At 66.5% G+C, this 12,661-nt stretch carries 11 protein-coding genes; 8 read left to right on the plus strand and 3 right to left on the minus strand.

Features of this window, described 5'->3' with window-relative positions:
* Positions 1-796: 796 nt before the first annotated feature.
* The 3 genes from ASE22_RS27435 to ASE22_RS01765 all read left to right on the plus strand — a co-directional run bounded on the left by ASE22_RS27435 (position 797) and on the right by ASE22_RS01765 (position 5,710).
* Positions 797-1,930, plus strand: coding sequence for a hemerythrin domain-containing protein (locus ASE22_RS27435; RefSeq protein ID WP_235536173.1), 1,134 nt, complete (start codon positions 797-799; stop codon positions 1,928-1,930).
* Between the two features lie 241 nt (positions 1,931-2,171).
* Positions 2,172-5,351, plus strand: coding sequence for a helicase-related protein (locus ASE22_RS01760; protein WP_082545773.1), 3,180 nt, complete (start codon positions 2,172-2,174; stop codon positions 5,349-5,351).
* Positions 5,352-5,527: 176 nt separating this feature from the next.
* Positions 5,528-5,710, plus strand: a complete 183-nt coding sequence (locus tag ASE22_RS01765; protein WP_056354118.1) for a hypothetical protein — start codon at positions 5,528-5,530, stop codon at positions 5,708-5,710.
* Positions 5,711-5,854: 144 nt separating this feature from the next.
* Here ASE22_RS01765 and ASE22_RS01770 read toward each other — a convergent pair whose 3' ends face one another.
* Both ASE22_RS01770 and ASE22_RS01775 read right to left on the minus strand, forming a co-directional pair.
* Positions 5,855-6,772, minus strand: coding sequence for a dimethylarginine dimethylaminohydrolase family protein (locus ASE22_RS01770; protein ID WP_200935102.1), 918 nt, complete (start codon positions 6,770-6,772; stop codon positions 5,855-5,857).
* Positions 6,773-6,991: 219 nt separating this feature from the next.
* The gene (locus ASE22_RS01775; RefSeq protein WP_056354121.1) at positions 6,992-7,576 is read right to left on the minus strand and encodes a ClpP family protease; all 585 of its coding nucleotides are present in this window, start codon (positions 7,574-7,576) and stop codon (positions 6,992-6,994) included.
* Between the two features lie 346 nt (positions 7,577-7,922).
* Here ASE22_RS01775 and ASE22_RS27240 point away from each other — a divergent pair, with 346 nt between their 5' ends.
* Both ASE22_RS27240 and ASE22_RS01780 read left to right on the plus strand, forming a co-directional pair.
* Positions 7,923-8,093, plus strand: coding sequence for a hypothetical protein (locus ASE22_RS27240; protein ID WP_156397459.1), 171 nt, complete (start codon positions 7,923-7,925; stop codon positions 8,091-8,093).
* 6 nt (positions 8,094-8,099) lie between these two features.
* Complete coding sequence (locus ASE22_RS01780) at positions 8,100-8,303, plus strand: hypothetical protein (RefSeq protein WP_056354124.1); 204 nt, start codon at positions 8,100-8,102, stop codon at positions 8,301-8,303.
* Positions 8,304-8,386: 83 nt separating this feature from the next.
* Here the strand turns inward: ASE22_RS01780 and ASE22_RS01785 are convergent, their stop codons facing one another.
* Entirely contained in the window at positions 8,387-9,376 is a 990-nt protein-coding gene (locus ASE22_RS01785; RefSeq protein WP_235537504.1) for an ATP-dependent DNA ligase, read from the minus strand.
* Between the two features lie 237 nt (positions 9,377-9,613).
* Between ASE22_RS01785 and ASE22_RS01790 the strand changes: the two genes are divergently transcribed.
* From ASE22_RS01790 to ASE22_RS25985, 3 genes are read left to right on the plus strand one after another with little or no spacing between them, the layout of a single operon-like run.
* Positions 9,614-11,782 carry a catalase gene (locus ASE22_RS01790; RefSeq protein ID WP_082545774.1) on the plus strand — a complete coding sequence of 723 codons (2,169 nt, stop codon included), beginning with the start codon at positions 9,614-9,616 and terminating at the stop codon, positions 11,780-11,782.
* Positions 11,772-12,320, plus strand: a complete 549-nt coding sequence (locus ASE22_RS01795; protein WP_082545775.1) for an ankyrin repeat domain-containing protein — start codon at positions 11,772-11,774, stop codon at positions 12,318-12,320. The genes ASE22_RS01790 and ASE22_RS01795 overlap by 11 nt, the downstream gene beginning before the upstream one ends.
* A gap of 47 nt (positions 12,321-12,367) precedes the next feature.
* Positions 12,368-12,598, plus strand: coding sequence for a hypothetical protein (locus ASE22_RS25985; protein ID WP_082545776.1), 231 nt, complete (start codon positions 12,368-12,370; stop codon positions 12,596-12,598).
* Positions 12,599-12,661 lie beyond the last annotated feature (63 nt).

A 12,661-nucleotide genomic window follows, 5' to 3' on the forward strand; every position in this document is an offset into this window, starting at 1 on the left:
ATGAGGCCGACCGACGAGATCGGCGTGCTGGCGTTGGCCTGAGGGTACATCGCATGTTCGCGGTGGGGCTGCCCGGTTGGGCACGACTTCTCCACCGCCGCCGGTCCGGCGATTGCATCGCCCGCTGGCCTGCAGATTTTCTTGAGCGGCGGATCGGTCATGCCGCGTGCGTTGCCGAGGGCAGGTCGCTTACGCCTGCCCGCGCCGGCGATCTCGCGCACGCCGACGCCTCCGCGACGCCCACATGGCCTCAGGCCTCGAGTCCCTGCGCGATCCGCCGCGGCGCCAGCAATTCAGCCGCGCCCAGCACGATCGAAAAGATGCCGAGCCCCAAGCTCATCGCCCTTGAGTTCATCTCGGTTTCTCCTTCGGCTTTCCGGCGAGCCCTCGCCGGGCGGCGGCGCGTCATTGCCCCCTTCCGCAGGCTGCGATAAGGACTTTCCGCGATTGCTGGCGTCATCGACGCCACTATCCGGTCTTCCGTTCACCGCCGTATCGCGCTCGAGCGTTTCGTCGACATCGCCGGATCGCCGGGTTGGCACGCCCCTTGGTTGGCTTGGACCATCATCCTCTCCTCGCAAAACTACGCGCGGACAACCATGATCGCTGGCGTCGCGTTCCCATGGTTCCGGCCCGGCGCCGGAAGTGTCGCGGGCGGCGAAAGCCAGCAAAAGGGGCATGAGCCGGCCGTCGGTAACGACCCTGATGCAGGTTATGTCGAAAGCATCCTACCGCGCCGTCAACCTCGGAACTCGGCTGTCGCTATTGGGTTCTGCGAGGAGCAAAGGAGCACTTCATGGCCGATGATACCAAGCAACAGGGTGCTGCCGACCGCAGCCAGGTCGCCGCCGACGAAGGCTATGAAGTCGCCTATTTCGCGAAGAAGCACGGCCTGAGCCAGGCAGCGGCGCGCGATCTGATCGCCGAGGTGGGCAATGACCGCGAGAAACTCGACGCAGCGGCGCAGGCGCGCGCCGCCCGGTCCACCAAGACCGCACCGAAGCGTGCTGCCAAGGCGGGATCAGGCAAGCGTCGGGGGGCTTCGACGGGGGCATCCCGGACGCCGGCAAAGGCCGGACCGTCGACGAGGGCGCGGGCGACCAGAACAGCCTCGCCCAGCAAGGCTGCCGCCGTGGCACCAGTCGTCGCCGCGGTGGCCGACCCCGCGAAGGCAGGGACGACTTCCGTGGGACGACGCGCCGCTGCGATCACCAAACCGGTCACCAGCACCGTGGCGCCCGCCGCGAAGACCGTCGCCGACCGCGCCAAGACTGTCGTTTCGGCCACGCGTCGTTCGTCCCTATCCGCGCGGCAGCGAGTTGCGGCCGCGCCGGCTGCGGCCGTCAAGAGTGCAGGCAAGGCGCTCCGCGCGACCAAGACCGCCGCGACCGGTCGCACCGCTGCATTGGTCGGTGCGGCCGCCGCGGGCCTCGTGACGGGCCTCGCGGTCAATCTCGGTCGCAAGGCCGTCGTCCAGGCCCCTAGCGTCATGGCGGGCGACTGGTTCGAAGCGTTGAAGACCGAGCACGCTTTCGCTCTGAGCATTTTCGACCAGATTGAGAAGACGACCGACGCTGAGCCTGCGAAGCGCGCGCTGTTGCTCACCCAGCTCAAGCATGCCCTTGGCAAACACGCCTTCACCGAGGAGAACGTCGTTTATCCGGCCTTGCGCAACTGGGGCGACAAGGCCGATGCCGACAAGCTCAATCACGATCATGGCTATGTGAAGCAATATCTCTACGAACTCGACGCGCTCGACAAGAGCTCGCCTGCCTTCCTCAATAGGATCGCGGCCTTCCGCGTCGATCTCGAGGCGCATATCCGCGAAGAGGAGGACGCGATCTTCCCGCCGCTCCATGCCGCGCTCGACGGGCCCCAAAATGCCCGGATCACCGCTCTCGCCAACAAGGAAGGTTTCAAGCTGGCCTGACATATCCGTCCCGGCCTGCAAGAATATCCTCACGCCTCGATCGCGTAGCGGCAGGATCTGTTTACCTGTTCGGCCAAGACCGACTCTCGCCGCTTTCGCACCCGTGCGTAAAGGTCGGCCCGGCGACTGATCCAGATCAGGACGAATTTGGGCCACCCGAAGGCCTCCTGCCGCGTTGACGGCTTACGATGCGCTGATGGCTGCCATCAGGCCGTGGACAGCGCCGAACGGGGAAGCAGTTATGCAGGTGGCAAAGCCGGACACCATCGAGATCGTCAGCCCGGACGAACTCGCGGCGGCGGATGACAAACCCGCGTTGGTCGGTCCGACGGTGGCGCGGCTTGTGACGGCGCTGGCTGTCGGCGATCTGATCTGCGTGACGCTGGACGAGCCGCGCGCCGAGGCGATTGCGGAAGCACTGGTCGTTGCCATGCCCGATGCGTGCGTCGTCCACCTTCCATCTCCGGATGCCCTGCCGGGCGAGGCGATGATCTCGTCCCCCGCCAATATCGGGGCGCGGCATCTCGCGCTGCGCCGGCTTGCCGCGGCCCAAGGCAAGCCCCGCGCGCTGGTCCTCGCTGCCGACGCCGCCGTCGCCCCGACGCCTCCCGCGGCGTTCACGAGCCAAGAGCTGCTGCAGTTCGCCCCCGGAGCCGCTGTCGGCTTGGACGGCCTTGGTCACGCGCTCCACTCGCTCGGCTATTATCTGGACGACCGGATCGATGAGCCGGGAGAGATGGCACTGCGCGGCTCGCTCGAACTCTACCCGACCACTGCGCCGGTGCCGGTGCGGCTCGATGTCGAGGAGGGCAAACTCGTGGCGATCCGCGCGTTCGATCCGATCAGCCAGCGCTCGACCGATCTGCTGGACGGGATAGTGGTGGCGCCGGCGGCTTGGCCCGCGCCTGATGCCGACTGGTCCAGCCCGCTGGCGCACCTGCCGGGCGCCGCGCTCGCCTTCGACGCCGGCACGGACAGGCGGATCGCTCAACTGCGAGCTGTCGCGGACGATATTGGTGCGAGCGCCCTGCCGCGCGGCGCCGCGGCGCTGGTCGCCGCCGACCGATGGGATGCGCTGATCGAAGGCGCGCCACGGGTCGACATCGGCCGCGGCGATGAACGGCCCGTCGAGCGCTTCGTCGAGCAACGCCGGCCAGACCGCGCCGCGTTGCGCGCGATAGAACGCTACCGCGCCGATGGCGACCGAGTGATTCTGGCGGGTAGCGCGCGAGACCTGCGGTTCCTTGCCCGCCGCATGCAACGCGGCGGGGCGGTCGAGACCGCTGAGGCGTCCTCCTGGCCGGAGGCCTTGGCAGCGCCAGCCGATCGCATCATTCGCCTGGTTCTTCCGATCGACGCGGGCTGGCGGACGCCCGGTCTCGCTGTCATCGCGGCGGCCGACGTACTTGGCAGCCGTGCCGGTAGCGGGGCCAGCGCCGGCGGCGCCACCGGTCCGCTTGGCGGCGTCGCCGAAGTCCATGTCGGCGACATCGTCATCCACGAAGACCATGGTATTGGCCTGCTGCGCGGTCTCGAAGCCATCGCGGTCGGCGATGACAGCAGCGACGCGATCCGCATCGAATATGCCAAGGGTGCGCAGCGACTCGTGCCGGTCACCGAGGCGGACCGCCTGTGGCGCTACGGCGCGGGCGCCGACGCAGTGAGCCTCGATCGGCTCGACGGCACCAGCTGGAGCAGGCGTCGCGGCGCGATCGAGGAGGCTATCGCGGTGACAGCCAAGGCGATGACCGTCCATGCCGCCGAACGCGCCGCGCGCACGACCGCTCCAATCGTCGCACCGCCGGCGCGGTTCGAGCGCTTCGTGGGCCGCTTTCCGTTCACCGCCACCCGGGACCAGCTGCGCGCGATCGAAGCGGTCCGCGACGATCTCGCGAGCGGCCGGCCGATGGACCGGCTTGTCATCGGCGATGTCGGCTATGGCAAGACCGAGGTCGCGTTGCGAGCGGCGGCGACCGCGGCGCTGGCCGGGCGCCAGGTCGCGCTGATTGCCCCGACCACCGTACTCGTGCGCCAGCATCTCGAGAGCTTTACCCGGCGGTTCGCCGGCCTCGGCATCACCATCGCTGGACTGTCGCGCCTCTCGACCGCTGCCGAGACCAAGGCCGTCAAGGCCGGGCTCGCCGATGGATCGATCGCAATCGTCATCGGCACCCAGGCGCTGGCGGCCAAGAGCGTGACCTTCGCCGATCTCGCCCTCGTCATCATCGACGAGGAGCAGCGCTTCGGCGCAGCCGACAAGGCGAAACTGCGCGCTCGCGCCGCGGACGGCCATGTCCTGACGCTGACGGCGACCCCGATCCCACGCACGCTGCAGAGCGCGCTTGTCGGGTTACAGGATCTTTCGGTGATCGCGACCCCACCCGCGCGGCGGCAGGCGATCCGCACTTCGACCGGAGCCTTCGATGCCGAGAAGCTGCGCGCGGCATTGCTACGCGAGCGGGCACGCGGTGGCCAAAGTTTCGTGGTCGTGCCGCGGATCGACGATATCGAACCGCTGGCCGGGCAGCTCGTCCGGCTCGTGCCCGATCTCCTCGTGCACCAGGCCCATGGCGGGATGAACGCCGCCGACGCCGATCAGGCGATGGTCGCCTTCGCCCAAGGCGATGGTGACATCCTGCTTGCAACCAACATCATCGAAGCGGGCCTCGATGTGCCGCGTGCCAATCTGATGGTGGTCCTGCACGCGGACCGCTTCGGCCTCGCCCAGCTCCATCAGCTGCGCGGCCGTGTCGGCCGCGGCGCGCGACGCGGTACGATCCTGCTGATGACCGAGGCGGGACAGGAACTCGCCCCCGCGACCATCAAGCGGCTCAAGACACTTGAGGCGCTTGACCACCTCGGTGCGGGCTTCGCGATCAGCGCTCAGGATCTCGACCTGCGCGGCGCCGGCGACCTTGTCGGCGAAGAGCAGGCCGGCCATGTCCGAATGATCGGCGTCGACCTATATCAGCATCTCCTCCAGGCAGCGCTGGCGACGTCACGCGGTGAAACGGTCGAGCGGTGGACGCCCGAACTGCACCTCGGCGGTGGCGCCGGCTTGCCCGGCGACTGGATCGCCGAGGAGGAAATCCGGCTTAACCTGTATCTGCGGCTTTCCCGCCTGGGCGACGACGACGCGGTCGACCGCTTCGCCGAGGAATTGGAGGATCGCTTCGGCTCGTTGCCGCTTCCCGCACAACGCCTGATCGCGATCGCCCGCATCCGGAGGCTTGCGCAGGCGGCCCGAATCGCGCGGATCGATGCCGGGCCGGCGGCGATCGCGCTCACCCCTCGCCCGGACTTTGCCGCCTGGGTCGACGGCCTCGAGGCCAAGGGCCAGCGCCTGCTGCTGCGCGGCGACCCCGGCCCGGATCCGCTGGCGGCCGTCACCGCCTTGCTCGAAAGGCTGCTGCCGGCATGATCGGCAACCCGGGCATCATCGAGGCCTGAACGAGCGGCTCGAAACGACTGTTCATGTTCAACGAATGCTCGGCCAGTGTCATGCCCTGCCCTGCTGCTTGAAGGCAGCAGAACGCGGTGAAGGAAATAGATCCAGTTTAATGCCCGCTGGCCTCGATCGTTTAGAATGGTCGAACGATGGACCAGGAAGCCGGCTATCATCTGCAACGGGCCGAAGCGGAGCTGCGGCTCGCCCAGGAGGCGATACATCCGCTGGCCGCCAAAGCGCATTATTGCCTTGCCGGCTATCATCTCGATCGCGCTTATTCCGGCGGTATCGAGAAGGCGCCGCCCCATGGAAAGACCGATAAGGCTCCATGACCGATTCCGAGGCGCAACGCTGGGTTTAGCATGCGGTCTCGCGGACCGAAGCACGATCTTCAGCCTCTTGGGAATCTACCGCTGGCCGCTGTTTGTCACCTCTCGCTGATGTCGATCCGCCCGCCGGCCGAGCGGACGACGCCCTCATTTGGACGCGCGCGCCAGCGGCATCGTCAGGCAGTGGACGCCCCCGCCGCAGCGAGTGAACTGGTCGAGGTCGATCGTTTCGACCGTATAACCCCGCCCGCGCAACATGTCGGTAACCCGGCCATTGTCGGCGCACGCCAGCACGCGGCGCTCGCCGAGCGACAGCACATTGCACCCTAGTGCCCGGGCCTCCTTGTAGCTGACCGGGATCGTTTCGATCCCCCGAGCCTCGAGCTGGGCGAGAAATTCATCGGACAGCACATCGACGCAGGCAAGCGCCAGCCCCTCGCCGACCATCGCGAACTGGGTATCGAGGTGGAGGAAATGCGGATCGAACCGATAGACGATGACGTCCCAGCCCTGCCCCATGAAGATTTCGGCAACGCTTTCGGCGCCCGCCTCATCGGTACGCTCGCCCGAGCAGCCGATCACGACCAGTCCGCGCCGGACGATCGCGATATCGCCGCCTTCGGCCGTGCCGCGGCGAACGCGCGCCGCCAGCGGCGCGCCGATCGATCGCAGCGCCTTTAGGGCATGGTCGGCCTCGGCCTGGCGGTGCAGCGCGGCGGGTTTGAGCGCGAGCAGTCCCCACGGCGTGGTGAGCAGGGCATCACGCGTGAAGCACATGTCGGGCATCGACTCGCTCGGATCGAGAAAATGGCAGCGGACCCGATGACGCTCGAGCGCTGCCTGGAGCGCCCGATGCTGGGCGAGCGCCGCCGGTACCGAGGTGGTAAAGCCATCGCGCAACGACTGTTGCGTGACCGAACAGCACGGCACCGGCTCAAGAAAGACCGGCCGGCACAGCAGCACGTCGGTCAGCCGGTCGGTCTCGCTCCAGACACTGCACTTTTCCAGCTTCGGACGTGACAACAGCGCGCCGCCGGCGCCAGGGTAAAAGTCGAGCTTCATCATCACCTTCGCGGACAATTATGGGCAAAAGCGCTTCGCGCCGCCGCCGGTTCCCGGTCCGGCCCGCAACCTGATCCACATCAGGACGATAATGATTTCGAGCGGCACTGCGCCACAATCTGCTCAGCCGGTTTTCCGCCGCCCACGGTCGTGGCTTACGGAGGTGTCGGTCGCGAAGAACAGACTGCTTCCCGAACCGCCGGCCGCCGCGCGCCCCTCCTGTCAGATGACCGCGGTCACCAGCCCGAGTTCGACCGCTTCGTTCGCCTCGATATACCAGTTGGACGGCGCCTTCTCGAGCACCTGATCCATCGTCACCCGGCTGCCCCGAATGAGGTTCTCAAATCCCTCATTCTGGATCTCGATCGAGCTTTCGATCTCGTGAAGCGTCGCCGTGACATTGGCGATGCAGGTGGTGAGCGGTCCATCGATCTGCAGCGTCTTCGACAATTTGCGCTCATGAACCATCAGACGAGTGCCGCGGGTGAGGAAGCGGTTTTCGATCGCAAAGAAGCTCATGAAGGTCGTGCCGGCTGAGTAGATCGCGGCCTTGCCGAGAAACACGAATCGTCGGTCGGGCGCGAGATCGCTGTGAAAGCGGATATCCTCTCCCATCATGCGGGCGACTTCGGGATCGCCGCCGAGTGTCGAAAGCTCGACATGAACACGCCCGGTCGCAGGAACCTCCGCAAGCGCCTTCTCAAGCTTCTCGCGAAAATCGCGGTACATGTCATAGTCGACCGGCCCGGACAGCAGGACCGCGGGATCCTTGAAATCAGGCGCCGTCAGGAGCGGTAAGCCGGTCATCGGTCGCCAACGCGGTTTGGAAACTGGCCGATATGTCGGACTGCCCGGTTCATGTCAGGCGGCCCTCGCATTGAGGCAGGAATCGGCTTTCAAAACCGCAATCGCATCGGTAGATTCTTCGGCCACGACAGGCTCCCTGTGGTGATGACACGCGGTTCAAGACGCCGTTTGGCCGTGCTTGTTCCCTGCGCGTCATGCCACCCCGGTTCGCGGCTGAAGAATAGCCTTATGCCCATCAGTATCCCGGGCGTGCGGCTGCGTGTCCGTGGCCCATATGCGCGGCGAAACCCGATAGTCCATGGCGCGTTCACCGCCCGACAGCGATGCAGACCATAGGAGAGAGATCATGTCCAAGCGCGAACTCATCGATACGGGCACCGACAAACGCTATGTGCGCCGCAATGACGACGGGACCTTCAAGGAATCGGACGACGTCGGCAAATCGCTCAGCGCGGACGGCCGTCATCATGCCAAGACCAAGGTCAAACCCGGCCAGGGCGATCGAGGCGACGGTTGACGCGCCATGACCGCCGACGACATCCAGCTGCGCAACCGCATCGCGGCGCGCGCGAGTGAGATCAGTGGAGTCGCGCGATCGGCGATCGTCGACGAGATCGCTCTGGACGGTTGCAGCCATCATGCGACCTCGTCGCTTGTCGGCGCCGCGATAGACCAGGCGATCGCCGAGTATCGTCGGGCGGGCAAGGGCTCCGCCACGACCGGCTAACCACTCGATCAGCCGAAGCTTTGTCGAGAAATCCTCGCCACGCCGTAGGATTCGCTCCCGGCGCTCGTGCCGCGATCGCCATCTCAGCCGATCGCGGCCAGTTCGGCGGGCCGTACCTCGTGGACCAGCTGATCCATCGTGCACTGGGCCGGGGACTTGTCGGGCCGCCACCGCAGCAGACGCGTGCCGTGGCGGAAACGATCGCCGGTGACTTGGTCGTACAGCACTTCGACGACGAGCTCGGGTGCGAGTGGCTCCCACGCGCTCTCCCGTCCGTCGTTCCAGCGGCTAGGTCCACCCGGCGCCTTGCCGGTGAAACCCGCCCCGCCGAGATACGGCCGTACGATCTCGCCGAGCGCGGCGCGCTCGGCGGCCTTGATCCCCGAGGTGAAGCCGACATGGTTGAGCTTCCCGGCATCGTCGTAAAGCCCGAGCAGCAGTGAGGCCACGCCCGGCCCGTCCTTCTGGCGACGCAGGCCCGCGACGACGCAGTCGGCCGAACGACGCTGCTTGACCTTGAACATGGCGCGCTCGCCCGCGCGATACGCTTCATCGAGCCGTTTCGCGATCACCCCGTCGAGCGCGCCGCCGCTGCCCGCCAGCCAGGCCCCGGCGACCGCGAGGTCTTCGGTGCGCGGCGACAGCAGCAGGTTGGGGGATCCATCCCGCCCGTGAAAGGCTTCGAGCAAGGTCCGGCGCTCGCGCAGTGGCTTGCCCGCGAGCCTCTTGCCGTCGAGGGCGAGACAATCGAACAGCATCAACTGGGCCGGGGTCGCGACCGACAATCTGGCGATCCGGCTTGCCGCCGGATGCAGCCGCTGCTGGAGCGCATCGAATGACAGCACGTCGCCGATGGGCAGGATGATCTCCCCGTCGACGACGTAGCGCCGGTGGGTGGTTGCGAGCAGCAGCGCCACCAGTTCGGGAAAATAGCGCGCAAGCGTCTTGCCCGACTTGGACAGGATCTCGACATCGTCGCCGTCCCGATAGGCGATCGCCCGGAAGCCATCCCATTTGGGCTCATATTGCCAACCGGCGTCCGTCGGCAGGGCATCGACGAGCTTCGCCTCCATCGGCGCGACAATCAAATCCTCGGATAAGACGGCTGCCATCCAGCCCTAACCCGGCAGCAGCCCGAAAGGTCCGCGCACCGATCATCGGCCCTTTATCGGCCGCCGCCGCGATAAATCGTCATGCCCTGTGTTAGTTTAGGCAATGCCGCCGCAACCGAGAGCCGTCGCAGGGGTTCTGCATGCATATCTTCGTCCTCACGGACGCGGATTTTCCTCTTCCCTGCAAGGAACCCGCCGATGGCTCGCAAGTCCACCGCTCCCAAAACCAAGCCCGAAGCCTCGGGGAAGCAACCGCGGCAGCCCGCCTCCGCCGAACTATCGGAGAGCTTCATCGAGCCGCAGGGCGAAGGCGGCGAAACCCATCAGGTCGCGGAGCAGGGCGTGGCGACCCTGACGAGCGCGCAGGGGATACCCGTCGCCGACGATCAGAACAGCCTTCGATATGGCGCACGCGGACCGGCCCTGCTCGAAGACGCACATTTTCGAGAGAAAATCTTTCACTTCGACCATGAGCGCATCCCCGAAAGGGTCGTCCATGCACGCGGTTACGGTGCACACGGCTTCTTCGAGCTGACCGACAGCCTTGCCGACGTCACCCGCGCCGACATCTTCCAGCGCGTCGGCGAACGCACGCCCGCCTTCGTCCGCTTCTCGACCGTGGCCGGCTCGAAGGGCTCGTTCGACCTTGCCCGCGACGTCCGAGGGTTCGCCGTCAAACTCTATACCCAAGAGGGCAATTGGGACCTCGTCGGCAACAACATCCCGGTCTTCTTCATCCAGGATGCGATCAAATTTCCCGACCTGATCCATGCCGCCAAGCCCGAGCCCGATCGCAACTTTCCGCAGGCGCAGACCGCCCACGACAATTTCTGGGACTTCGTCAGCCTCACCCCCGAAAGCATGCACATGATCATGTGGATCATGTCGGACCGGACGATCCCGCGCTCCTTCCGGACGATGGAGGGCTTCGGGGTTCACACCTTCCGCCTGCTCGATGCCGACGGCGCCTCGACCTTCGTGAAGTTCCACTGGAAACCCAAGCAGGGCCTTCAGTCGGTGCTGTGGAACGAGGCGGTCAAGATCAACGGCGCCGATCCCGACTTCCATCGCCGCGATCTGTGGGACGCCATCAACGGCGGTGATTTCCCGGAGTGGGAGCTGGGCGTCCAGCTGTTCGACCAGACCTTCGCCGACGGCTTCGACTTCGACGTGCTCGACCCGACCAAGATCATCCCCGAGGAGGTTCTGCCGGTCCGCATCGTCGGCCGGCTCGTGCTCGACCGCGTCGTCGACAATTTCTTCGCGGAGACCGAGCAGGTCGCTTTCTGCACCCAGAATGTGCCGCCGGGGATCGATTTCACCAACGACCCGCTGCTTCAGGGGCGCAACTTCTCCTATCTCGATACCCAGCTGAAGCGCCTGGGCGGCCCCAACTTTACCCATATTCCGATCAATGCGCCTAAATGCCCCGTCGCGCATTTCCAGCAGGACGGCCATATGGCGATGACCAACCCCAAGGGCCGCGCCAACTACGAACCCAACAGCTGGGGCGCCGAGATCGGGGGTCCGCGCGAGGATCCTCGGCGCGGCTTCAAGAGCTTCGCCGCGACCGAGGAAGGCCCGAAACTGCGCCTGCGACCGGAGAGCTTCGCCGACCATTACAGCCAGGCGCGCCAGTTCTTGACGAGCCAGCTGCCGATCGAACGGAAGCATATCGGCGATGCACTTGTGTTCGAATTGAGCAAGGTCGAGCGCCCCGACATTCGCGCGCGGATGGTATCGCATCTGCTCAACATCGACGCCGACCTCGCGGCCACGGTCGCCGACGGCCTCGGTCTCGCGCCCCTGCCCGCGCCGGCACAAGCGGCGCGGCCGACGGTGATGGATCTGCCTCCATCCGACGCGCTCAGCATCGTCAAGAACGGTCCGGCCAGCTTCAAGGGCCGCAAGCTCGGCATCCTGCTGAGCGACGGCGCCGATGCCGGCCTGTTCAACGGACTGGTCAAGGCGATCGGCAAGGCCGAAGCGCTCTATGAGGTGATCGCCCCGAAGATCGGCGGCGTCACCTTGTCGGATGGCACGCGGGTACCCGCCAAGCAGAAGATCGACGGCGGGCCATCGGTGCTGTTCGATGCGGTGGCGGTGGTCGTCTCTGACGAGGGTGCCCAGCTCCTTGCCGGAGATGCAGCGACCCAGGATTTCGTGCGCGACGCCTTTGGCCACTGCAAATATATCGGCCTGACGCGAGCGGCCCAGCCGATCTTCGTCAAGGCCGGCATCGCCGATCTGCTGGACGATGCCTGCATTGCGCTGGCGACGGCGAAGGACGCCGACGGCTTCGTCGCCGCGATCGCCGCCCTGCGCTTCTGGCCGCGCGAGTTGGAGGTGGACCTCGATGCCAAATGAGCAGACGGAGCGCGTCCGGGATGCGGCGGCTCCGCCGCTCCCGCCGTCCGCGCGAATCCAGGAGCTGCTGTTCGATGCCGCCCGGCTCGGCCGGATCGACGTCCTCCCGGCGTTGCTGATCGCGGGCGCCGACATCGAAGCGCGCGATCCCCGGGGCCACACACCTCTCATCCTCGCCAGCTATAACGGCCAGGAGGCGGCGACCGCCCTGCTTCTCGCCAGGGGCGCCGATGTGAATGCAGCGGATGCGGCCCGGGGCAACACGGCATTGATGGGAGTCGCCTTCAAGGGCCATGACGCGATCGCAGCGTTGTTGCTCGAAGGCGGCGCGGAGGTCGACCGGACCAACCATGCCGGCCAGACCGCGTTGATGATGGCTGCGCTCTTCGACCATGGCGCGATCGTCGACCGGCTTCTGGCGAAAGGCGCCGAACCGCAGGCCAGGGATGTGGCGGGCAACAGCGCTCTCTCGGTCGCCGCGGCGCAAGGCAATGAAGCTATGATGGCTCGCCTGAACGGGCGGTCTCTGCAGCCCTGACCGGGAACTCTTGCCACCACGGCCCATTTTTCGTGCGAAGGAGACGAATGATGTCCGATACCCCAGCCAGCACCGACGACGGCCTGGAACCAGGCGCCAAACAGACCGATCAGATGCCACGTCGCGGCCCGGCCGGCGACGCCAGGCCAAACGCCCAGGACCCCGATCCGCGAACCCGCGGAGGGCAGCCGCAGGAAGATGTCGAAGATCGACCCGCGGTGAGCACGGTGACTCCCGAGGATTACCCAGAGGCGGACCGCGCGAAAAGCCGGCCCTGAACCCTTCGCGCGCGACGCCAGACGTCGGCGCCGCGGCGCTGCTACGATACGCTCCATCGGCGG

Source organism: Sphingomonas sp. Root720, from assembly GCF_001428605.1.
Lineage (GTDB): Bacteria > Pseudomonadota > Alphaproteobacteria > Sphingomonadales > Sphingomonadaceae > Rhizorhabdus.